Consider the following 21,373-nt stretch of genomic DNA (forward strand, 5'->3'; position numbering starts at 1 on the left):
ATATTCTCGGGCATGACTTCCGCTTCCCCGGTGCCTGCGGGCGCCGCGCCCCTCGATCTCAAGCGCATCTCGGCGATCTCTCTCGACCTCGACGACACCCTGTGGCCGATCTGGCCGACCATTGAACGCGCCGAGGCCGTGCTGCATGCATGGCTGCTGCGCGAGGCGCCGAAGACGGCTTCGCTGCTGATGACGCCGGGCATCCTGCGTGAGCTGCGCGAAGCCACAGCCAAGGAGCGCTCCGACCTCGCGCATGACCTGAGCGCATTGCGCCGTGAGTCGATCCGCACCGCGCTCACGCGGGCTGGCGAAGACCCGGCGCTGGCCGACCCGGCCTTCGACGCCTTCTTCGCGGAGCGCCAGCGCGTGACGCTGTACGACGACGCGCTGCCCGCGCTGAAGTGGCTCAGCGAGCGCTATCCGCTGGTCGCGGTCTCGAATGGCAATGCAGACATCCACAAGACCGGCGTCGGCCGCTGGTTTCGCACCGCCTTCAATGCACGCGCCTTCGGCAGCGGCAAGCCGCACGCGCCGATCTTCCGCGCCGCCGCGGCTTCGGTCGGCCTGTTGCCGAAAGACGTGCTGCACGTCGGCGACGACGCCGAGCTCGACGTGGTGGGCGCGCTCAATGCCGGCATGCAGGCGGCCTGGCTGGTGCGCGACGAGCGGCCCTGGGTGCACGGCGCGCGGCCGCAGCTGATCGTGCCCAACCTGCACGCGCTGTGCATGGCGCTGGGCGGCTGAGCGCTATTTGAAGACCGGTCGGAAGAAGCTGCGCTCGTAGCTGAGAAAGCAGCGCGTGTCCTGCGCGTACTTGAACGCGGCCTGGCATTCGGGGTCCTGCATCGAGTCGGCGCGGTACTTTTCGTACGCGGCCAGGCTCGGGAAACTGAACATCGCCAGGGCCAGGTCGTTCGCGCCCTCGGAGGGCAGGAAGTAGCCGTGGTGCTGGCCGCCGAACTTCTCGACCAGCGGAATCCAAAGCCTGCCGTAGTGCTCGAACTCCTTGAGCTTGTAGGGGTCGACGATGTAGCGCAGGTAGCAGGTGACCATGGATGTTGTTCCGGCTGTGAAGGGGGTATTGCCGCCGCGTCTGCAGCGATTCATGGGCCTGACTATAGTTTGCGCCACGACGTCTTGCGGCTGCGCTCCGGCCAGGAAAAACCCACATGCATTTCTCCAACTGGCTCCTCTTCTGCGGCGTGACACTGCTCGTTGCGTTCACGCCGGGTCCGGCCGTGCTGCTCGCCGTCTCGAATTCGATGAGCGTGGGTCCGCGCCGCGCGATGATCAGTTCGCTCGGCAACGCCATGGGGCTGTTCATGGTCTCCGCCGCGGCAATGGCCGGGCTGGGCGTGGTGCTCTCCACCTCGGCCAATGCGTTCATGGTGCTGAAGGTGGCCGGCGCCGCTTACCTGATCTATCTGGGCATCAAGCAGTGGCGCAGCCAGGGCAGCGTGTTCGCCGACCTGCAGGGCACGTCGGTCGAGGGGTCGCCGCGCTCCAGTTGGCGGCTGTTCGGGCACGGCCTGACGGTGGCGCTCACGAACCCGAAGGGCATTCTTTTCTTCTCGGCGCTGTTTCCGCAGTTCCTGACGCAGGATGCACCGCTCGCCATGCAGTTCGCGGTGCTGACGACCACCTTCGCGACGGCCTCGGTGCTGTCGCATGCGTTCTATGTGCTGCTGGCGCGCCTGCTGCGCAAGCAGCTGTCGGACCCGCGCCGCACGCGGGTTTTCAACAAGGTGTCGGGCGGGGCGTTCGTGCTGCTGGGGATGAGCCTGCTGCGCTTGCGCAACAAGGCGGCCTGATCTTTTTCAGCCCAGCGCGAACTGCTCGCGCAGCGCGGCGCAGAAATCGGCAGTGCCACTCAGCGAGAGGGTGAGGGTGTCGAAGCGCGGGTTGTCCTCGTGCGTCTGCTGCAGGTCGTAGTCCCAGGTCGCGCCTTCATCGAGGGCGCCGCGCGCATGGGGAAACGTGGCTTCGGCCCAATCGAGCACCTGCGCGATTTCAGCTCGCACCTCGGGTGTCTTGTCCGGCGTGGTCGACGCCATCGCGTCGAAGGTGCCGTGGCCTTCGGTGTCTTCGCTGTAGTCGAAATCGAGATAGCGCAGTTCGGTCGTCATGCGTTCAATGCCTTCGCCGCTGCCAGCCCGCTGAGCACCGCGCCCTCCAGCGTGGCAGGGTAGGGACCTTCGATGTAGTCGCCGCAGGCTCGCAGGCCGGGGGCGATGTCCATCGGCGGCCGCGACAGCCCCGGGGTGCAGGCGAATGTGGCGCGCTTCTCGACCACGGTCTGCACGAGCTGCAGCTTCGTCTGGCCCAACTGCGCGAGCGCTTGCGCGATCACCTGTTCTTCCAGCGCCTCGCGCGGCGTTTCGTTGGCACTTACGACCATGGCAAGCACTCCGGGCAGGCCGCTGAGCTGGCCCCGGTCGAACGCGAATTGGGCCGGTGCGCTGGCCGGATCGCTGCGCAGCGCGAGCATCGGTTCGGCGAGCGGCGTCGCGCCGCGCACGTAGACCGTGGCGATGGCCTCGAAGCGCAGGGCTTCGGTGGTTCCGCACCAGCGCTCGGCCGGCAGTCCGGATGCGCGGACCAGCCGCGCAGCATCCCATGGCGCGCAAGCCAGCACGACCTTGTCGAAGAGCTCGTCGTCGACGCGCCACGGTCCGGCTTCCGGCGCGATGGCACGCACACGGGCGCCGATACGCACCGCTGCGCCGTGCTTCATGAGCCATTGGACGGCGGCATCGGGCATCAGGGCGCCGAGGTCGGCGCATGGCAGCAGCAGGTCGGCGCCGCCGCTGCCGCTGAACAGGGCGTCGTTCAGCACGCGCAGGAACACTTCCCCGCTCGATTGCGCAACGGGCGTGTTCAATGCGGAAACGCACAGCGGCTCGATCAATTCCTGCATCACGCGCGGCGTGAGGCCTGCGCACAAGTCGGCGACCGTGGTACTGCTGGCGCATCGAAAGCCTGCAAGCCGCCACCGGATCGCGGTGCGCAGCAGCGAAGACTTGTCGCGCCATGTCCAGCCGCGCGCCGTGAAGATGCCGGCCAGCAGGTCGAGCGGCGCGGGCAGCCGCGGCAGCTTGAGCCCGCCGCCATCGGCGAAGCGCAGCGAGAGAGGCATGCGCAGCAGCGCGCCTTCGACATCCACGCCCACATCGCGCATCAGCTGCAGCGTGGCGGTGTACGCACCGATCAGGATGTGCTGGCCGTTGTCCAGCGCCAGCCCGTGCATGTTGTCGACCCGCCGCGCCCGGCCGCCCGGCATGTGCGCCGCCTCGAACAGCGTGACGGCATGGCCGAGCCGCGTGGCTTCCACCGCGCAGGCGAGGCCGGCCCAGCCGGCGCCGATGACGGCGGTTTTCTTCTTCAAGCTCAGATGCGTCCCAAAGCCTGGACCTTCCACGCCAGCCAGAACTTGCGCACCGGCGTCAGGCTCACGCGCTGGTTCAGCACCTGGAAGTTGTCGCGCTCGATCTCGCGCAGCAAGGTGCGGTAGATGCTGGCCATCATCAGCCCGGGCTTCTGCGCGCGGCGATCGGCCAGCGGAAGCAGTGCGAGCGCTTCGTCGTACGCCGCGTGGGCGCGCTCGGACTGGAACTTCATCAGCGCGACGAAGCGATCGGAGTGCACGCGGTTGAGGATCTCGTGCGCCTTCACGTCGAACTTCTGCAACTCGTTCACCGGCAGGTAGATGCGTCCGCGCAGGGCGTCCTCGCCCACGTCGCGCAGGATGTTGGTGAGCTGCAGCGCCAGGCCGAGCTTGTGGGCGTAGGCGGTGGTCTGCGGATCGGTCTGGCCAAAGATGCGCGCCGCGACTTCGCCGACCACGCCGGCCACCAGGTGGCAGTAGCGCGCAAGGCCGGGAAAGTCGAGATACCGGGTCTGCTCCAGGTCCATCTGGCAGCCGTCGATCACTTCGTTGAGCTGGCGTGCCTCGATGCCGTAGGCCGCGGCATGCGGCATCAGTGCCTGCGTCACCGGATGGCGCGGCGTGCCTGCGAACGACTGGGCGACCTCGGTGCGCCACCAGGCGAGCTTGGTGGCGGCCACGCCGGGGTCGGAGACCTCGTCGACCACGTCGTCGACCTCGCGGCAGAACGCATAGAAGGCCGTGATCGCGGCGCGGCGCGGCTTGGGAAGGAACAGGAAGGCGTAATAGAAACTGCTGCCCGAGGCGGCGGCCTTGTCTTGTACGTATTGCTCGGGATTCATCGGGGAGGCGCTGCTTTCATGGGCCGCAATTGTCTCCGCATCCGCATGGCCTTCCAGAGCAGCACGGGCGCATCGAATTTGCCGATGGTGGGGCGCTGCGAGAAGGTGTCGAAGCCCAGGGCCTCGATCTTGTCGAGGATGCGCAGGCCGCCCTGCACCACGAGGCGCAGCTCCCAGCCGGCGCGGCCCGGCAGGCGGTGCACGAGGGGGGCGCCCTGGTGCATGAGTTCGCGCGCCCAGTGCGACACGATGGCCATCAGGTTGATGGCCTCCTGCGGAGGCGGGCCGCTCGCGAGCGGTGCAAAAACCTTGAAGTTCTCGCGTGTCAGGCTGCGCCGCTCGCAGTCGGCCAGCGGAAAGTAGAAGCGGTCGCGCGGCAGGTCGACGCTCGGGTCCTGCCAGAAATTGATGAGCTGCAACGCGCTGCAGATGGCGTCGCTCTGCGCGAGCGCCTGCGCGTCGTGCACGCCGTAGAGATGCAGCAGCAGGCGGCCGATCGGGTTGGCGGAGCGGCGGCAGTAGTCGAGCAGCTCGGCGCGGTCGGCGTACGTACCGCGGTCGCGGGTCTTCTCGATGTCCTGCATGAAGGCGCTCAGCAGGTCAGCGAGCAGGTCTTCGGGCAGGTCGTACCGGGCGATGCTGTGGGCCAGCGGTCCGAACACCTGTGGCCAGCGTGATGCGGGCAGCACCTCGCCCCGGGCGGCGGCGGCGAGTTCCTCGCGGTAGGCATTCAGATCGGCCAGGCGTTCGCCGGGCGAGGCATTGCCTTCGTCGGCGATGTCGTCGGCGGTGCGCGCGAAGTGGTAGATGGCGGCGATCGGCGGGCGCAGGTGCGGCGGACACAGCCACGAGGCGACCGGAAAGTTCTCGTAGTGCGCGGACGGCGCGGCAAGGTGGGGAGTGGCGGACACGCCACGATTGTCAGCGACGACGCCACGCTCCGGCACTATGCTCGCAGCGTCGCCACTTTGAATTCCCCGCTTCATGAAAGCATCCGCTCCGGCTTCCGGGCCCCAGGTTTCCGCGTACGGCGAGGCGGCGCACCCGAAAGGCCCGGTGCTCATGATCGCGGCCCTGGGCGTCGTGTTCGGCGACATCGGCACCTCGCCGCTGTATGCCTTCAAGGAAACGATGAACCCCGAGCACGGCATCCCGTTCTCGCCCGATTCGGTGCTGGGGCTGCTCTCGCTGATCTTCTGGGGGTTGATGTTCGTGGTGACGCTGAAGTACGTGGTGTTCGTGCTGCGCGCCGATCACGACGGCGAGGGCGGCATCCTGGCGTTGCAGGCCCTGGCACGCAGCGCCGTGGGCGGACCGAAGACCAAGCCCTGGGTGTGGAACGTGATCGGCATGCTGGGCCTGGTGGGCGCGGCCATGTTCTACGGCGACAGCCTGATCACGCCGGCCATTTCGGTGCTCTCGGCGGTGGAGGGGCTGGAGGTGCAGGCGCCGGTGCTGCAGCGCGCGGTGATTCCGATCACGATCATGATCCTGATCGCGCTGTTCGCGGTACAGAAGAAGGGCACGGGCGTGGTCGGCAAGGTGTTCGGGCCGATCATGCTGCTGTGGTTCCTGGTGCTGGCCGCGGCCGGCCTGTGGCAGGTGCTGCAGCAGCCGCAGGTTCTGGCGGCGCTTGATCCTCGGCGGGCCGTGGGCTTTCTCGTCGAGCACCGGGCGCAGTCGCTGGCGGTGCTGGGCGCGGTGTTCCTGGCCTTCACGGGCGGCGAGGCGCTGTATGCGGACATGGGGCACTTCGGTGCGCGGCCAATCCGGCTGGCATGGCTGTTCATCGCGCTGCCGGGGCTGGTGCTGAACTACTTCGGGCAGGGCGCGCTGGTGCTGGCCAACCCCGGCGCCATCGACAACCCCTTCTTCCGGCTCTTTCCCTCGTGGGGCGTGCTGCCGATGGTGGTGCTGGCCGCGATGGCCACGGTGATCGCCTCGCAGGCGGTGATTTCTGGCGCCTTCTCGCTCACGGCACACGCGATGCGCATGGGCTACCTGCCGCGCATGCGGGTGATCCAGACTTCGGGCGCGGCCATCGGGCAGATCTACGTGCCAGCCGTGAACTGGCTGCTGATGGTGGGCGTGCTGCTGCTGGTGGTGGGCTTCCGCAGCTCGAGCGCGCTGTCGGCGGCGTACGGTATCGCGGTGTCGATCACGATGGTCACGACCACGCTGCTGGCCGGCATCGTGGCCTGGGGGCTGTGGCGCTGGAACAAGGTGGCGGTGGTGGTCGGCGTGGCAGCCTTCGCGGTGATCGACCTGACCTTCGTGGTTGCCAACAGCCTGAAGGTCGCCGAGGGCGGCTGGCTCACCTTGGCGGTGGCCGCGGTGGTGATGGTGGTGTTCACCACCTGGGCCAAGGGCCGTCGCCTGGGGCTGGAGGCGGCCGCGGCCGAGAGCCTGCCGCTGCGCGCCTTCGTCGAGTCGCTGGCGCTGCACATGCCTCACCGGGTGAGCGGCACCGCGGTGTTCTTGAACCCCGACGCCACCGCGGTGCCGCACGCGCTGCTGCACAACCTCAAGCACAACCAGGTGCTGCACGAGCAGGTGATCGTGCTGCGCGTGCTGCCTTGCGACACACCGCGCGTCGACGCGCGCATTCGCATCGAGGCAGAGCAACTGATGGACGGCATCTGGATGGTCACGGCGCGCCACGGTTTCATGGAGCGGCCCGACGTGCCGGAATTCATCCGCATCCTGGCCTACCAGAAGACGCTGGCGATCGATTCGATGAAGACCTCCTACTTCGTTTCGCGCGCCTCGATCGGCGAGGAAACCCTGCCTGGCATGAACCCGATCCGGCGTGCCCTGTTCGGCTGGCTGCAGCGCAACGCGGGGCGCGCTTCGGACTATTTCGAACTGCCTGACAACCGCCTCGTGGAGATGGGCCAACGAACCTAGTGACCGGCGGGTCATTGACAGTGCTTCACGTTTACCCTAAATTACTAACCAGTGGGTCATTAATGATCCGGTTCGTCCTTTCCAGGGTGTCTCATGACCGCCTCCGCCGTTCTCTCGTCCCGTGTCCGCAGTGCCGCATGGCTGCTGCTTCCCGCCATTTTTCTGGCCGGCTGCTCGCCGAAACCCGCCGCCGAGGATCCCGTGCGCGCGGTCAAGTTCGTGACCGTGGGCACGAGCGAATTCGATGCCCAGCCCGAGTTCTCGGCCGAGGTTCGGGCGCGCGTCGAATCGCGCCTGGGCTTCCGCGTGGCGGGCAAGATCACCAGGCGCCAGGCTGAACTCGGCCAGCATGTGCAGGCCGGCCAGGTGCTGGCCCAGCTCGACCCGCAGGACTACAAGCTCGCCGCTGAGGCCGCTCGAGCCCAGCAGGCCGCCGCGCTGACCAACCGCGACCTGGCTGCCGCCGACCTGAAGCGCTACACCGAATTGCGCCAGCAGAACTTCATCAGCGGCGCCGAGCTCGAGCGCCGCGAAACCACCTGGAAGGCCGCGCAGGCCCAGCTCGAACAGGCTCAGGCGCAGCTCGCCTCGCAGGGCAACCAAGCCAACTACACGACGCTGGTGGCGGACGTGGCCGGCATCATCACGGCCATCGAGGCCGAGCCGGGCCAGGTGGTGCAGGCCGGCACGCCGGTCGTGCGCATCGCACAGGACGGCGCGCGCGACGTGGTGTTCGCAGTGCCCGAAGACCGCGCCACGCTGATCAAGGCGGGGTCGCCCGTCACGGTGCGCGGCTGGTCCGGCGGCAGCGAGCTGCAGGGCGAGGTGCGCGAAGTAGCGGCCAGCGCCGACGCGGTCACGCGCACCTACTCGGTCAAGGTCGCCATCGATGCGGCCGCCTCGCCGCCGCTCGGCGCCACGGTCTATGCGCGTCCGCAGGCGCTCGCGCATGGCACCACCGCGGTGATGAAGCTGCCGACCAGCGCACTGCGCCAGGAGGGCAAGGGCTCTGCCGTGTGGGTGCTCGACAAGCCGACCATGACGGTGCGTTCGCAGACTGTGCAGGTCGCCACGGCTGACGGCAACGAGGCGGTGATCGCCAGTGGCATCGCCCCCGGCATGATGGTCGTGGCTGCGGGCGTGCACGTGCTGTCGCCGGGGCAGAAGGTCACCATCTACCAGTCCAAGGAGGCGGCCGCGGCCGCCGCAAATGCCGGTGCGAAGGACTCGGCACAGCCCGTGGCGGCTGTCGCTGCGACGAACAAGGAGATCGCAGCGGGTGCCGCCAAATGAGCGGCGGCGCAGCAACTCCCCCCGCTGAGAAGCCCGCCGGCTTCAATCTCTCCAAGTGGGCGCTGGACCACGCGCCCCTCACGCGCTACCTGATGGTGGTGCTGATGGTGCTGGGTGCCTTCGCGTACTTCCAGCTCGGCCAGGACGAGGACCCGCCGTTCACCTTCCGTGCGATGGTGGTGCGCACCTACTGGCCCGGCGCCACCGCGCAGCAGGTGGCCGAGCAGGTCACCGACAAGCTCGAACGCACGCTGCAGGAAGCGCCGTACGCCGACAAGATCCGCAGCTACTCGAAGCCCGGCGAGTCGCAGATCATCTTCAACATCAAGGACTCGTCGAAGTCCACCGAAGTGGCCAATGTCTGGTACACGGTGCGCAAGAAGATCGGCGACATGCGCGCCACCTTGCCCGCCGGCGTGCAGGGGCCGTTCTTCAACGACGACTTCGGCGATGTCTATGGCGTGATCTACGCGCTGGAGAGCGAAGGCTTCAGCTACGCCGAGCTCAAGACGTTGGCCGATGACGTGCGCCAGCAGCTTCTGCGCGTGAAGGACGTGGCCAAGGTCGACCAGTTCGGCGTGCAGGACGAGAAGGTCTACATCGAGATCTCGCAGAAGCGCCTGGCGCAGCTGGGGCTCGATTTCAACGCAGTGCTGGCGCAGCTCGGCTCGCAGAACGCGATCGAGAGCGCGGGCTCGATCCAGTCGCCGCTCGACGTGGTGCAGGTGCGCGTGGCCGGTCAGTTCACCAGCGTCGACCAGCTGCGCGAGATGCCCATCCGCGGCAGCTCGGGCAGCCAGATCAAGCTCGGCGACATCGCCGACATCCATCGCGGCTACATCGATCCGCCGGCGGTCAAGGTGCACCACCAGGGCAAGGAAGTGATCGCACTTGGCGTGTCGATGGCCAAGGGCGGCGACATCATCGCACTGGGCAAGGCGCTCAAGGCCACCACCGCCACCATCGACCAGCGCCTGCCGGCCGGCGTGAAGCTGGCGCAGGTGCAGGACCAGCCGGTGTCGGTGGCCAGCTCGGTCAACGAGTTCGTCGGCGTGCTGATCGAGGCCGTGGCCATCGTGCTGGCCGTGAGCATCATTTCGCTCGGCCTGCACAAGGGCGGGCGCTTTGGCTGGTACATCGACATGCGACCCGGGCTGGTGGTGGCGATCACCATTCCGCTGGTGCTGGCCGTGACCTTCCTGGCGATGAACTACTTCGGCATCGGGCTGCACAAGATATCGCTGGGCTCGCTGATCATCGCGCTCGGCCTGCTGGTGGACGACGCGATCATTGCGGTCGAGATGATGGTGCGCAAGATGGAAGAGGGCTACGACAAGGTCCGCGCCGCCACCTTCGCCTACGACGTGACGGCCAAGCCGATGCTCACGGGCACGCTCATCACGGCCGCGGGCTTCCTTCCGATCGGCATCGCCAAGTCGGTGACGGGCGAGTACACCTTCGCGATCTTCGCAGTGACGGTGATCGCGCTGGTGCTGTCGTGGATCGTCTCTGTGTACTTCGTGCCCTACCTCGGCACGCTCTTGCTGAAGGTGAAACCGCACGACCCCGAGGCGCCGCCGCACGAGCTGTTCGACACGGCCTTCTACAACGCCTTTCGCCGCGCGGTGAACTGGTGTGTGCAGCACCGCTGGATGACCATCGGCGCCACGGTGTTGATCTTCGCGCTCGGTATCTTCGGCATGGGCAAGGTGCAGCAGCAGTTCTTTCCGGATTCGAGCCGGCCCGAGATCCTGGTCGACATCTGGTTCCCCGAGGGCACCTCGTTCGCGGCCAACGAAGAGGTGGCCAAGCGCGTCGAGAAGCGTTTCATGCAGGAAGCTGGCGTGAAGACGGTCAGCACCTGGATCGGCTCGGGCGTGCCGCGTTTCTATCTGCCGTTGGACCAGGTGTTTCCGCAGACCAACGTGTCGCAGCTGATCGTGCTCGCCAAGGACCTGAAGGTGCGCGAGACGCTGCGCCTGAAGCTGCCGCAAGTGCTGGCGCAGGAATTTCCGGAGGTGCGCGGGCGCGTCAAGCTGCTGCCCAACGGGCCGCCGGTGCCGTACCCGGTGCAGTTCCGCGTGATCGGCACCGACCCGGCGCAGCTGCGCGGCCACGCCGACGAGGTGAAGGCCGTGTTGCGCGAGAACGCCAACATGCGCGGCGTGAATGACAACTGGAACGAATCGGTCAAGGTGATCCGCCTCGAAGTCGACCAGGCCAAGGCGCGCGCGCTCGGCGTGACGAGCCAGGCCATTGCGCAGGCCTCGAAGACCATGTTCAGCGGCACGACAGTGGGCCAGTACCGCGAGAACGACCTGCTGATCGACATCGTGCTGCGCCAGGCGCCCGACGAGCGCCAGGCCATCTCGGACATCGGCAACGCCTACATCCCGACCACCTCGGGCCGCTCGATCCCGCTCACGCAGATCGCCAAGCCGGTGTTCACCTGGGAGCCGGGCGTGATGTGGCGCGAGAACCGCGACTACGCCATCACCGTGCAGGGCGACGTGATCGAGGGGCTGCAGGGCGCGACCGTGACGGCGCAACTGCTGCCAAAACTGCGCCAACTCGAGGCCGGCTGGGTAGAGGCCGGGCAGGGCGGCTACCGCATCGAGGTGGCGGGCGCGGTGGAAGAAAGCAGCAAGGGCTCGGCCTCGATCGTGGCGGGTGTGCCGATCATGCTGTTCCTGGTGTTCACGCTGCTGATGCTGCAGTTGCACAGCTTCAGCCGTTCGCTGCTGGTGTTCATCACCGGGCCTATGGGCATTGCCGGTGTGGCCGGCGCGCTGCTGGTGCTGAACCGACCCTTCGGTTTCGTGGCGCTGCTGGGCGTGATCGCGCTGATGGGCATGATCCAGCGCAACGCGGTGATCCTGATCGACCAGATCGAGCTTGACCGCGCGGCGGGCGTGCCGGCGTGGGACGCGATCGTGGAGTCGGCGGTGCGGCGGCTGCGGCCGATCGTGCTGACGGCCGCGGCGGCGGTGCTGGCCATGATTCCGCTGTCGCGCAGCGTGTTCTGGGGGCCGATGGCCGTGGCCATCATGGGTGGCCTGATCGTCGCGACGGTGCTGACGCTGCTGGCCTTGCCCGCGATGTATGCCGCGGCATTTCGTGTGAAGCGGGAGCCGAAAGAGGCGCCGATTAGCGTTTAAAATCGAAAGCTGACCGATTTCAAGCGGATGGTCTTTGGCCCGTGGGGTTCCACGGCGCAAAGAGGCCGTCCGCTTTTGCATTCACCTGAAAGATTGGCATTGCGCGGGTGGCGAAATTGGTAGACGCACCAGGTTTAGGTCCTGACGTTCGCAAGAACGTGCCGGTTCGAGTCCGGCCCCGCGCACCAGCCTGCCGAGTAGCCCGTTCCATCGGGCATTGACGAAGCCCCCGTTTCGAGAGAGACGGGGGCTTTTTCTTTTTTGCGCGCCTTCACCAGTCGCTGTTGTCGCCGCCGCTGCTGCCCCCGTCATCCCACGAACCGGTATCGGTGATGCCGAAGTCGTTGTCGACGATGCGTTCGGGCGCCTGGTCGGCGGAGGGCGAGGAAGAAGGCCAGAGGCTGCGGCCCATCTCTGCGTTGCCGCTGTCTGCGATGTGAGAAGTGTCGTTCCGGTCGGTGTTGTCCGACCGGTTGTTCATCCAGTGGCGCACGGCCTCCTGGGCCACCACCGCGCCTACGCCCACCGCCGCACCGGTGGCCAGCGCCGAGCCCAGGCCCATGCCGGGAGCGGCTGCGGGTGGGGCCGCGGGCGTCCAGTTGCCGCCCGGCGCGTAGCTTCCGTATCCAGCGCCTGGTGCGCCCTCTGCAGGGCCGTACGACGGGGCTTGGGCCACAGGCGGCGCCACCCGGCGACGGAAGGCGAGGTAACCCACGACCAGCAAGCCCACGAGCGCAATCGGCAGCCATGGCGTCGAGCCGCTCTTGGCTTCGGTCTGCGGCGGGGCCGGGGCTGGTGTGCTCATGCGCGCGGGTTCGGTCCGGGTCGGTGCGGCGGCGGGCTTGTCGAGCTTGCCGGTCAGCCGCTCGATGGCCTCGGGCTTGGCGAAAGACAGGTCGGGCGCGAGCGCCTTCGCCTGGGCCAGCGCGCTTCGCGCGCCGTCGAACTTGCCTTGCGCCGCGAGCAGTTCGGCCTGGACGAAATGGGCCTTGGCGCTTTTGGGGTGGTCCTTCAGTACCTTTGCGATCATGGTGTCGGCCTCGGCCATCCTGCCGCCGTTCGCGGCCTCGTAGATCTGCTGGATGGTGGGCTCGGCCGGAGTGGGCGAATCGGCCTTCGCCTGTGCCAACGAGGGCATGCCGAATGCCACGACAAGGGTGAAGGCGAGGGCGGCGAACAGTCGCTGAAGCATGATTTTTCCTGTGCGTTCCTGTGGAGAGGGGGCGAATCGGAACTGACTTTACGGCTGGAATATTGGTCAAGCCTGACCATCGTTCGCGCCGCGCCAGGCCCCCGTGAAAACCCGCTTTCCCGGCGGATTAGAATCCTGGGTTGCCCAGTTTTGCAGGCGGCACGTGCGTGCCTCCGCATAAATCCCGCCAGCGCGTGTAAGTCCTTGATCTGTATTGATAAAAAAGATGCAGGCCCCGCGCACCGGCCCCCTTACCAGGAAGACATCATGACCGTGACCGTTGAAACTCTCGAGAAGCTCGAACGCAAGATCACGCTGACCCTGCCGGTCGGCACCATCCAGAACGAAGTCGATTCGCGCCTCAAGAAGCTCGCGCGCACCGTCAAGATGGACGGCTTCCGTCCCGGCAAGGTGCCGATGAACGTGGTGGCCCAGCGCTATGGCTATTCGGTGCACTACGAAGTCATGAACGACAAAGTCGGCGAGGCCTTCTCGCAGGCCGCCAACGAAGCCAAGCTGCGCGTGGCCGGCCAGCCCCGCATCACCGAGAAGGAAGAGTCGCCCGAAGGCGAGCTGGCCTTCGACGCGGTGTTCGAGGTGTTCCCCGAAGTCAAGATCAACGACCTGACCGGCGCCGAAGTCGAGAAGCTCTCGGCCGAAGTGGGCGACGAAGCCATCGACAAGACGCTCGACATCCTGCGCAAGCAGCGCCGCACCTTCGCCCAGCGCGCGCAAGACGCCGTTGCGCAGGACGACGACCGCGTGACCGTCGACTTCGAAGGCAAGATCGACGGCGAGCCCTTCCAGGGCGGCAAGGCCGAAGACTTCCAATTCGTGGTCGGCGAAGGCCAGATGCTGAAGGAATTCGAAGACGCCGTGCGCGGCATGAAGGCCGGCGACAGCCGCACCTTCCCGCTGTCGTTCCCGGCCGATTACCACGGCAAGGACGTGGCCGGCAAGCAGGCCGACTTCATGGTCACCCTGAAGAAGATCGAAGCCTCGCACTTGCCCGAAGTCAACGAACAACTGGCCAAGTCGCTCGGCATTGCCGAAGCCACCGTCGAAGGCCTGCGCGCCGACATCAAGCGCAACCTCGAGCGCGAAGTGAAGTTCCGCCTGCTGGCGCGCAACAAGAACGCCGTGATGGACGCCCTGGTGGCCAATGCCGAGCTCGACCTGCCGAACGCCAGCGTGCAGTCGGAAGTCAACCGCATGGTCGAAGGCGCCCGCGCCGAACTGAAGCAGCGCGGCATCAAGGACGCCGACAAGGCTCCGATCCCCGACGAAGTGTTCCGCCCGCAAGCCGAGCGCCGCGTGCGCCTGGGCCTGGTGGTCGCCGAACTGGTGCGCGCCAACAACCTGCAGGCCAAGCCCGAGCAGATCAAGGCCCACATCGACGAGCTGGCCGCCAGCTACGAAAAGCCGGCCGACGTGGTGCGCTGGTACTTCAGCGACAACAACCGCCTGGCGGAAGTCGAAGCCGTGGTCATCGAGAACAACGTGACCGATTTCGTCCTGGGCAAGGCCAAGGTCAACGAAAAGTCGGTGTCGTTCGACGAGCTGATGGCGCAGCAGCAGGGTTGATCCGCCGCTACGGTAACGCCAATGGGGCTTGTGCTTTGCGGCACGAGCCCCATTTCACTCAGGCGTACAGTTCAGAAACAGCGAACGATTCCATTTCTCGGAGAGCAAATTCATGAGCGCACAGGAAATCCAAGGCCTCGGCATGGTCCCGATGGTCATCGAGCAATCGGGCCGCGGCGAGCGGTCCTATGACATCTATTCGCGCCTCCTCAAGGAGCGCATCATTTTCCTGGTGGGCGAGGTCAACGACCAGACGGCCAACCTCGTCGTGGCGCAGCTGCTGTTCCTCGAGAGCGAGAACCCGGACAAGGACATTTCGTTCTACATCAACTCCCCGGGCGGCAGCGTGAGCGCCGGCATGGCGATCTACGACACCATGCAGTTCATCAAGCCCGACGTGTCGACCATGTGCCTCGGCTTCGCGGCCAGCATGGGCGCCTTCCTGCTGGCGGCCGGCGAGAAGGGCAAGCGCTTCTCGCTGCCCAACTCGAAGATCATGATCCACCAGGTGCTTGGCGGCGCACGCGGCCAGGCCACCGACATCGAGATCCATGCGCGCGACATCCTGCGCACCAAGGACCAGATGAACCGCATCCTGGCCGAACGTACCGGCCAGCCGCTGGAAAAAGTCAAGACCGACACCGAACGCGACTATTTCCTGACGGCCGACGAGGCCAAGGAATACGGTCTGGTCGACCAGGTCGTCGCCAAGCGCGGTTAAAACTGTCCGGCGCCCTGTGGCGCAAAAGGCAAAAAACGGCGTTTTCCACACGGGAAACGCCGTTTTTGTTTAGTTATCATTGTCCCTACCCTGTAACGAGGCAAAAGTCCATGGCCGATAAAAAAGGCTCCTCCAGCGAAAAAACGCTTTATTGCTCGTTCTGCGGCAAGAGCCAGCACGAGGTCAAGAAGCTGATCGCGGGCCCTTCGGTCTTCATCTGCGACGAGTGCATCGACCTTTGCAACGAGATCATCCGCGACGAGCTCCCCGCGGGCGAAGAAGCGCGTGAAGCACGCAGCGACCTGCCGACGCCGCTCGAGATCAAGACCAACCTCGACAACTACGTGATCGGCCAGGAGCCGGCCAAGCGCATGCTGTCGGTGGCCGTCTACAACCACTACAAGCGCTTGCGCCACAAGGAAAAGGCCAAGGGCGACGACGTGGAGCTCAGCAAGAGCAACATCCTGCTGATCGGCCCTACGGGCTCGGGCAAGACGCTGCTGGCGCAGACGCTCGCGCGCATGCTCGACGTGCCTTTCGTGATGGCCGACGCCACCACGCTGACCGAAGCCGGCTACGTGGGCGAGGACGTCGAGAACATCATCCAGAAGCTGCTGCAGAGCTGCAACTACGAGGTCGAGCGCGCCCAGCGCGGCATCGTCTACATCGACGAGATCGACAAGATCTCGCGCAAGTCCGACAACCCCTCGATCACGCGCGACGTGTCGGGCGAGGGCGTGCAGCAGGCGCTGCTCAAGCTCATCGAAGGCACGATGGCCAGCGTGCCGCCGCAAGGCGGGCGCAAGCACCCGAACCAGGACTTCCTGCAGATCGACACGACCAACATCCTGTTCATCTGCGGCGGTGCGTTCGCGGGCCTGGAGAAGGTCATCGAAAACCGCACCGAGGCCTCGGGTATCGGCTTCGGCGCCGCGGTCAAGAGCAAGGCCCAGCGCAGCATCACCGAGGTGTTCCGCGAAGTCGAGCCTGAAGACCTGATCAAGTTCGGCCTGATTCCCGAACTGGTGGGCCGGATGCCCGTGGTCGCATCGCTCGCGGAACTCAGCGAGGATGCGCTGGTCCAGATCCTGACCGAGCCGAAGAACGCCGTGGTGAAGCAGTTCACCAAGCTGCTGCAGATGGAAGGCGTGGATCTGGAGATCCGTCCGGCGGCGCTCAAGGCGATCGCACGCAAGGCGCTGGCCCGCAAGACCGGCGCACGCGGCCTGCGCTCGATCCTTGAACAGTCGCTGATCGACACCATGTTCGAATTGCCGAACGCGACCAATGTCGACAAGGTGGTGGTCGAGGAATCGACCATCGACGAAAACAAGCCCCCGCTGCTCGTGTACCGCGAAGCGGCGAAAAAGGCCTAAAGCCAAAGACCCGAAGGATCTGCATGTCTGGCCACACCCCTCTGCCTTCCGAAGCCCTCGACCTGCCGCTGCTGCCGCTGCGCGACGTCGTGGTGTTTCCCCACATGGTGATCCCGCTCTTCGTGGGACGCCCCAAGAGCATCAAGGCACTCGAACTTGCCATGGAGGCGGAGCGCCGCATCATGCTGGTGGCGCAGAAGGCCGCCGCCAAGGACGAGCCCTCGGTCGAGGACATGTTCGAAGTCGGCTGCGTCTCGACCATCCTGCAGATGCTCAAGCTGCCCGACGGCACCGTGAAGGTGCTGGTCGAAGGCCAGCAGCGCGCACGCGTGAACCGCATCGATGACGGCGAGACGCACTTCTCGGCCAACGTGACGCCCGTCGTGGCGCCCGAAGGCGGCGAGAAGGGCACCGAGGTCGAGGCGCTGCGCCGCGCGGTGATGCAGCAGTTCGACCAGTACGTCAAGCTGAACAAGAAGATCCCGCCCGAGATTCTCACTTCGATTTCGAGCATCGACGATCCGGGCCGTCTCGCGGACACCATCGCCGCCCATCTGCCGCTCAAGCTCGACAACAAGCAGGCCGTGCTTGACCTCGACGACGTCAAGGCACGCCTGGAGAATCTGTTCGGGCAGCTCGAGCGCGAGGTCGACATCCTCAACGTCGACAAGAAGATCCGTGGCCGCGTGAAGCGCCAGATGGAGAAGAACCAGCGCGACTTCTACCTCAACGAGCAGGTCAAGGCCATCCAGAAGGAGCTCGGCGAAGGCGAGGAGGGCGCGGACATCGAGGAGATCGAGAAGAAGATCAAGCTCGCCAAGATGTCCAAGGAAGGCCTGAAGAAGGCCGAGGGCGAGCTCAAGAAGCTCAAGCTCATGTCGCCCATGTCGGCCGAAGCCACCGTGGTGCGCAACTACATCGACGTGCTGATCGGCCTGCCCTGGAGCAAGAAGACCAAGATCAAGCACGACCTCGCCAATGCCGAGGCGGTGCTCAATGCCGACCACTATGGCCTCGAGAAGGTCAAGGATCGCATCCTTGAATATCTCGCGGTGCAGCAGCGCGTAGACAAGGTGAAGGCACCCATCCTGTGCCTCGTGGGCCCACCAGGTGTCGGGAAGACCTCGCTGGGGCAGTCGATCGCGAAAGCGACCGGCCGCAAGTACACCCGCATGGCGCTGGGCGGCATGCGCGACGAAGCCGAGATCCGCGGCCACCGCCGCACCTACATCGGCGCGCTGCCGGGCAAGGTGCTGCAGGGCCTGAGCAAGATCGGCACGCGCAATCCGCTGTTCCTGCTCGACGAAATCGACAAGCTGGGCACCGACTTCCGCGGCGACCCGTCGAGCGCGTTGCTCGAGGTGCTCGACCCCGAGCAGAACCACACCTTCGGCGACCACTATGTGGAAGTCGACTTCGACCTGAGCGACGTGATGTTCGTCGCCACCTCGAACTCGATGAACATCCCGCCGGCGCTGCTCGACCGCATGGAGGTCATCCGCCTCTCGGGCTATACCGAGGACGAGAAGACCAACATCGCGATCAAGTACCTGCTGCCCAAGCAGATGAAGAACAACGGCGTGAAGGACGACGAGCTCTTCGTCACCGAAGAGGCCGTGCGCGACATCGTGCGCTACTACACGCGTGAAGCTGGCGTGCGTTCGCTCGAGCGCGAACTGTCCAAGATCTGCCGCAAGGTGGTGAAGGGCCTGCTGCTCAAGCAACTCACGCCCAAGGTCACGGTCGACGGCAAGAACCTCAACGAGTTTCTCGGCGTGCGCAAGTACAGCTTCGGCCTCGCGGAGAAGCAGAACCAGGTCGGCCAGGTGGTCGGCCTTGCGTGGACCGAAGTCGGCGGCGACCTGCTGACGATCGAGGCCGTGACCATGCCCGGCAAGGGTGTGATCAGCCGTACCGGTTCGCTGGGCGACGTGATGAAGGAATCGGTCGAAGCTGCGCGCACCGTGGTGCGCAGCCGCTCGCGCCGCCTGGGCATCAAGGACGAGGTATTCGAGAAGCGCGACATCCATATCCACGTGCCAGATGGCGCGACGCCGAAGGACGGCCCGAGCGCGGGCGCGGCGATGACGACGGCCTTCGTGTCGGCGCTCACGGGCATCCCCGTGCGCGGCGACGTCGCGATGACCGGCGAGATCACGCTGCGCGGCGAGGTCACCGCCATCGGCGGCCTGAAGGAAAAGCTGCTGGCGGCACTGCGCGGTGGCATCAAGACCGTGCTGATCCCGGAGGAAAACGCCAAGGACCTGCAGGACATCCCCGAGAACGTGAAGAACGGCCTCGAGATCGTGCCCGTGAAGTGGATCGACAAGGTCCTCGAGATCGCGCTCGAGAAGATGCCCGAGCCGCTGTCCGACGAAGAGGTGGCTGCATCTGCTGCTGCCGTGGCCGAACTGGCCAAGCAGCGCGCGGCGGCACCCGCCGCGGAAGGTTCGGTCAAGCACTGACCGGTTGATCGCAAAACTTGTGGAGCCTCGAAAAACTGATATATAATTCGAGGCTCGAAACGCGGGAATAGCTCAGTTGGTAGAGCGCAACCTTGCCAAGGTTGAGGTCGAGAGTTCGAGACTCTTTTCCCGCTCCAGTTTTGAAAAAGGGAAGCAGCAGCTTCCCTTTTTTTCGCTAGGTCGATTTCGTATTTCTGCGTGGCGCGATAGCAAAGCGGTTATGCAACGGATTGCAAATCCGTCTAGCCCGGTTCGACTCCGGGTCGCGCCTCCACCTTCTCGTTCAACTCGATTCGACCCCGACGACCAAGCCCCGCCAACCCATGTTGCCGGGGCTTGTTTTGTTTGGGTTATCGTCGATGTTCAACCTGACGCCCGGATGGTGAAATTGGTAGACACATCGGACTTAAAATCCGCCGCTTCCTTAATCGGGGCATACGGGTTCGACCCCCGTTCCGGGTACCACACTTACAAGGGAGCATTCGATGCCTCGCTACAACGCTCCATTTGAGATCCATGTGCACGGCGACGTGCCGCTGCGTTCGGACGTGACCTTCGACCAGATCCAGGAGGCGCTCAAGCCGCTCTGGAAGTACGCCGGCGCCAAATCGCTGGCCGACGGTGCCACCAGCACCTACGAAGAAGAGCCCGGCATCCGCTTCGAGCAGAAGGACCACACGCTGCAGATGTGCTGGACCGTGCCCGGCGATGAAGACTTCCGCCAGGCCCTCGACGAGATGTGCATGGCCCTGAACGAGCTCTCCGAGCGCGGTGCGGCCATCGAGGTCACCTTCTACGACACCGACTTCGACGAGGAAGAGGGCGACCCCGAGGAAGAATCGCGCGACGACTTCCTGATGCTGTTCGTCGGCCCGAACCCGGCAGCAATCATGCAGGTGCAGCGCGATCTGCTGGTGGAAGACGTCGTCAATCTCATGGAGCGCCACTTCGACGGCGCTGAACTGGGTGGCGTGGTCTCCGAGATCGACCGCCTCTTCAGCGACCGTTTCGACGCGCTCGTGAACTCGCTCGAGATCGGCAAGCGTCCGCGCGGCACGGGCGGTCCCGGCAGCGGCGGTGGCCACGGCGGCGGCCGCCGTCCGCGCCACCTGCATTGATCCGTTCTTCATAGACAAGGCCTCGTGGCCCTGTTTCCCGCCTCCGCGCTGCGCCCAGGGGTACGCAAGCGCGAGGTGTTCGGCTGGGCGATGTACGACTTCGCCAATTCGGGCTACACCACGGTCGTCATCACGGCAGTGTTTGCGGCCTACTTTGTGGGCGGCATCGCCAGGGGCGCGCCCTGGGCCGCCTTCGCATGGACGGCCGCGCTCAGCGTCTCCTATGCCATCGTGATGCTCACGATGCCGGCCATCGGCGCCTGGGCCGACTTGCGCGCGGCCAAGAAGCGGGTGCTCGTCTTCGCGACCGTCGGCTGCGTCCTCGCAACGGCAGCGCTTGCAATCACGCCCGGCTTCTCGGGTGCTTTCGGCGTTGCGCTGGCGATGGGGCTGGTGATCGTTTCCAACGCCTTCTATTCCTATGGCGAGTCCCTCACGGGTGCCTTCCTGCCCGAACTCGCCACGGCCGAGGGCATGGGCAAGGTGAGCGGGTGGGGCTGGGCCTTCGGCTATGTCGGCGGCATGCTGGCCCTGGGCATCTGCCTGGCCTATGTGCTGTGGTCGCAAACGAAGGGCTTGCCGGCGGCGCACTTCGTCCCGGTCACGATGCTCATCACGGCAGCCATCTACGGCGCGGCCGCCTGTGCCACCTTCGTGCTGTTGCCCGAACGTGCGCAGCCTCGAACTGCAGATGCCGAACTCGGTGCATGGCAGCAACTGCGCGCCACATACCGCCAGGCCAGGGCCTATCGCGACTTCATGTGGCTGCTGGCCTGCACGGTCTGCTACCAGGGCGGCGTGGCGGTCGCCATCACGCTTGCTGCGATCTACGCGGAGCAGGTGATCGGCTTCGTCGCGAGCGAGACCATGGTGCTGATCTTCGTGCTCAACATCGCGGCGGCGCTGGGCGCCTTCGGCTTCGGCTACATCCAGGACCGCATCGGCCACAAGATTTCGCTGGCCGCCACGCTGGTCGCCTGGATCGCGGTCTGCGTGATCGCCGCCTTGGTGACGACCAAGGGCGGCTTCTGGTGGGCGGCCGCCATTGCGGGGCTGGCCATGGGATCGAGCCAGTCGGCCGGCCGTGCCATGACGGGCTATCTGGCGCCGCCGCAGCAGCTCGCGGAGTTCTTCGGGCTCTGGACCTTCGCGACCCGGCTCGCCAGCATCATCGGTCCGCTGAGCTTCGGCGCGATCACCTGGATGACGGGCGGCAACCAGCGCATCGCGATTCTCTCGACGGCGGTGCTGTTCGTGGCGGGGTTGCTGCTCCTGTTGCCAATCCGCATGGAGCGGGGCCGCGCTGCCGCTCTTCGCAGCCCGGCCTGAAGG

The 21,373-nt window shown here is 65.9% G+C and carries 17 protein-coding genes and 4 tRNA genes; 15 read left to right on the forward strand and 6 right to left on the reverse strand.

The window, feature by feature from the left end; genetic code table 11:
* The first annotated feature begins 12 nt into the window (after nucleotides 1–12).
* Nucleotides 13–744: an HAD family hydrolase gene (locus ACEN9N_RS08015; RefSeq protein ID WP_007829818.1), complete on the forward strand. Its 732-nt coding sequence runs from the start codon at nucleotides 13–15 to the stop codon at nucleotides 742–744.
* Nucleotides 745–747: 3 nt separating this feature from the next.
* On the opposite strand, the gene ACEN9N_RS08020 is transcribed toward ACEN9N_RS08015, so the two are convergent.
* Complete coding sequence (locus ACEN9N_RS08020) at nucleotides 748–1,053, reverse strand: NIPSNAP family protein (RefSeq protein WP_007829816.1); 306 nt, start codon at nucleotides 1,051–1,053, stop codon at nucleotides 748–750.
* A 116-nt stretch (nucleotides 1,054–1,169) separates the two neighbouring features.
* Here ACEN9N_RS08020 and ACEN9N_RS08025 point away from each other — a divergent pair, with 116 nt between their 5' ends.
* A complete protein-coding gene (locus tag ACEN9N_RS08025) occupies nucleotides 1,170–1,811 on the forward strand; it encodes a LysE family translocator (protein ID WP_495655822.1) in 642 nt (213 codons plus the stop codon).
* Between the two features lie 6 nt (nucleotides 1,812–1,817).
* On the opposite strand, the gene ACEN9N_RS08030 is transcribed toward ACEN9N_RS08025, so the two are convergent.
* Genes ACEN9N_RS08030 through hpnC form a run of 4 tightly spaced genes read right to left on the reverse strand, consistent with a single transcriptional unit; the run spans nucleotide 1,818 to nucleotide 5,138 of the window.
* Nucleotides 1,818–2,126: a hypothetical protein gene (locus ACEN9N_RS08030; RefSeq protein ID WP_007829811.1), complete on the reverse strand. Its 309-nt coding sequence runs from the start codon at nucleotides 2,124–2,126 to the stop codon at nucleotides 1,818–1,820.
* Nucleotides 2,123–3,385 carry a hydroxysqualene dehydroxylase HpnE gene (gene hpnE, locus ACEN9N_RS08035; RefSeq protein ID WP_495655823.1) on the reverse strand — a complete coding sequence of 421 codons (1,263 nt, stop codon included), beginning with the start codon at nucleotides 3,383–3,385 and terminating at the stop codon, nucleotides 2,123–2,125. Before hpnE ends, ACEN9N_RS08030 begins: the two co-directional genes overlap by 4 nt.
* A gap of 2 nt (nucleotides 3,386–3,387) precedes the next feature.
* Complete coding sequence (gene hpnD / locus ACEN9N_RS08040) at nucleotides 3,388–4,227, reverse strand: presqualene diphosphate synthase HpnD (protein ID WP_495655824.1); 840 nt, start codon at nucleotides 4,225–4,227, stop codon at nucleotides 3,388–3,390.
* A complete protein-coding gene (gene hpnC, locus ACEN9N_RS08045; RefSeq protein ID WP_413333344.1) occupies nucleotides 4,224–5,138 on the reverse strand; it encodes a squalene synthase HpnC in 915 nt (304 codons plus the stop codon). The genes hpnD and hpnC overlap by 4 nt, the downstream gene beginning before the upstream one ends.
* A gap of 151 nt (nucleotides 5,139–5,289) precedes the next feature.
* Between hpnC and ACEN9N_RS08050 the strand changes: the two genes are divergently transcribed.
* The 4 genes from ACEN9N_RS08050 to ACEN9N_RS08065 all read left to right on the forward strand — a co-directional run bounded on the left by ACEN9N_RS08050 (nucleotide 5,290) and on the right by ACEN9N_RS08065 (nucleotide 11,773).
* Nucleotides 5,290–7,134 carry a potassium transporter Kup gene (locus tag ACEN9N_RS08050; protein ID WP_413333360.1) on the forward strand — a complete coding sequence of 615 codons (1,845 nt, stop codon included), beginning with the start codon at nucleotides 5,290–5,292 and terminating at the stop codon, nucleotides 7,132–7,134.
* Between the two features lie 93 nt (nucleotides 7,135–7,227).
* Nucleotides 7,228–8,427 (forward strand): efflux RND transporter periplasmic adaptor subunit, encoded by a 1,200-nt coding sequence (locus ACEN9N_RS08055; protein WP_007829802.1) that lies wholly within the window; start codon nucleotides 7,228–7,230, stop codon nucleotides 8,425–8,427.
* On the forward strand, nucleotides 8,424–11,585 hold the full coding sequence (locus tag ACEN9N_RS08060) for an efflux RND transporter permease subunit (protein WP_495655825.1): 3,162 nt from the start codon (nucleotides 8,424–8,426) through the stop codon (nucleotides 11,583–11,585). Before ACEN9N_RS08055 ends, ACEN9N_RS08060 begins: the two co-directional genes overlap by 4 nt.
* A gap of 101 nt (nucleotides 11,586–11,686) precedes the next feature.
* Nucleotides 11,687–11,773 (forward strand) — tRNA-Leu (locus ACEN9N_RS08065).
* Nucleotides 11,774–11,856: 83 nt separating this feature from the next.
* On the opposite strand, the gene ACEN9N_RS08070 is transcribed toward ACEN9N_RS08065, so the two are convergent.
* Complete coding sequence (locus ACEN9N_RS08070; RefSeq protein ID WP_495655826.1) at nucleotides 11,857–12,777, reverse strand: hypothetical protein; 921 nt, start codon at nucleotides 12,775–12,777, stop codon at nucleotides 11,857–11,859.
* A 267-nt stretch (nucleotides 12,778–13,044) separates the two neighbouring features.
* Between ACEN9N_RS08070 and tig the strand changes: the two genes are divergently transcribed.
* The 9 genes from tig (at nucleotide 13,045) to ACEN9N_RS08115 (ending at nucleotide 21,370) form a co-directional block, all read left to right on the forward strand.
* Entirely contained in the window at nucleotides 13,045–14,361 is a 1,317-nt protein-coding gene (tig, locus tag ACEN9N_RS08075) for a trigger factor (RefSeq protein ID WP_007829791.1), read from the forward strand.
* Nucleotides 14,362–14,473: 112 nt separating this feature from the next.
* The gene (gene clpP / locus ACEN9N_RS08080; protein WP_007829785.1) at nucleotides 14,474–15,082 is read left to right on the forward strand and encodes an ATP-dependent Clp endopeptidase proteolytic subunit ClpP; all 609 of its coding nucleotides are present in this window, start codon (nucleotides 14,474–14,476) and stop codon (nucleotides 15,080–15,082) included.
* A gap of 110 nt (nucleotides 15,083–15,192) precedes the next feature.
* A complete protein-coding gene (gene clpX, locus ACEN9N_RS08085; protein ID WP_007829783.1) occupies nucleotides 15,193–16,458 on the forward strand; it encodes an ATP-dependent Clp protease ATP-binding subunit ClpX in 1,266 nt (421 codons plus the stop codon).
* Nucleotides 16,459–16,481: 23 nt separating this feature from the next.
* The gene (lon, locus tag ACEN9N_RS08090) at nucleotides 16,482–18,923 is read left to right on the forward strand and encodes an endopeptidase La (RefSeq protein WP_413313857.1); all 2,442 of its coding nucleotides are present in this window, start codon (nucleotides 16,482–16,484) and stop codon (nucleotides 18,921–18,923) included.
* A 61-nt stretch (nucleotides 18,924–18,984) separates the two neighbouring features.
* Nucleotides 18,985–19,060, forward strand: a tRNA-Gly gene (locus tag ACEN9N_RS08095).
* Between the two features lie 63 nt (nucleotides 19,061–19,123).
* Nucleotides 19,124–19,197, forward strand: a tRNA-Cys gene (locus ACEN9N_RS08100).
* A 99-nt stretch (nucleotides 19,198–19,296) separates the two neighbouring features.
* A tRNA-Leu gene (locus ACEN9N_RS08105) sits at nucleotides 19,297–19,388 on the forward strand.
* A 20-nt stretch (nucleotides 19,389–19,408) separates the two neighbouring features.
* Entirely contained in the window at nucleotides 19,409–20,041 is a 633-nt protein-coding gene (locus ACEN9N_RS08110; protein WP_007829779.1) for a DUF6806 family protein, read from the forward strand.
* Between the two features lie 24 nt (nucleotides 20,042–20,065).
* Nucleotides 20,066–21,370 carry an MFS transporter gene (locus tag ACEN9N_RS08115; protein WP_495655827.1) on the forward strand — a complete coding sequence of 435 codons (1,305 nt, stop codon included), beginning with the start codon at nucleotides 20,066–20,068 and terminating at the stop codon, nucleotides 21,368–21,370.
* Nucleotides 21,371–21,373: the final 3 nt, after the last annotated feature.

It is taken from the genome of Variovorax sp. Varisp46, assembly GCF_059491885.1.

Excerpts from the sequence above, each read along its gene's own strand:
- ACEN9N_RS08025 (WP_495655822.1), top strand. The coding sequence starts at position 1,170 with ATGCATTTCTCCAACTGGCTCCTCTTCTGCGGCGTGACACTGCTCGTT.
- lon (WP_413313857.1), top strand. The coding sequence starts at position 16,482 with ATGTCTGGCCACACCCCTCTGCCTTCCGAAGCCCTCGACCTGCCGCTG.
- ACEN9N_RS08110 (WP_007829779.1), top strand. The coding sequence starts at position 19,409 with ATGCCTCGCTACAACGCTCCATTTGAGATCCATGTGCACGGCGACGTG.
- ACEN9N_RS08020 (WP_007829816.1), bottom strand. The coding sequence starts at position 1,053 with ATGGTCACCTGCTACCTGCGCTACATCGTCGACCCCTACAAGCTCAAG.
- ACEN9N_RS08015 (WP_007829818.1), top strand. The coding sequence starts at position 13 with ATGACTTCCGCTTCCCCGGTGCCTGCGGGCGCCGCGCCCCTCGATCTC.
- ACEN9N_RS08060 (WP_495655825.1), top strand. The coding sequence starts at position 8,424 with ATGAGCGGCGGCGCAGCAACTCCCCCCGCTGAGAAGCCCGCCGGCTTC.
- clpX (WP_007829783.1), top strand. The coding sequence starts at position 15,193 with ATGGCCGATAAAAAAGGCTCCTCCAGCGAAAAAACGCTTTATTGCTCG.
- ACEN9N_RS08055 (WP_007829802.1), top strand. The coding sequence starts at position 7,228 with ATGACCGCCTCCGCCGTTCTCTCGTCCCGTGTCCGCAGTGCCGCATGG.
- hpnD (WP_495655824.1), bottom strand. The coding sequence starts at position 4,227 with ATGAATCCCGAGCAATACGTACAAGACAAGGCCGCCGCCTCGGGCAGC.
- tig (WP_007829791.1), top strand. The coding sequence starts at position 13,045 with ATGACCGTGACCGTTGAAACTCTCGAGAAGCTCGAACGCAAGATCACG.
- clpP (WP_007829785.1), top strand. The coding sequence starts at position 14,474 with ATGAGCGCACAGGAAATCCAAGGCCTCGGCATGGTCCCGATGGTCATC.
- ACEN9N_RS08050 (WP_413333360.1), top strand. The coding sequence starts at position 5,290 with ATGATCGCGGCCCTGGGCGTCGTGTTCGGCGACATCGGCACCTCGCCG.
- ACEN9N_RS08070 (WP_495655826.1), bottom strand. The coding sequence starts at position 12,777 with ATGCTTCAGCGACTGTTCGCCGCCCTCGCCTTCACCCTTGTCGTGGCA.
- ACEN9N_RS08030 (WP_007829811.1), bottom strand. The coding sequence starts at position 2,126 with ATGACGACCGAACTGCGCTATCTCGATTTCGACTACAGCGAAGACACC.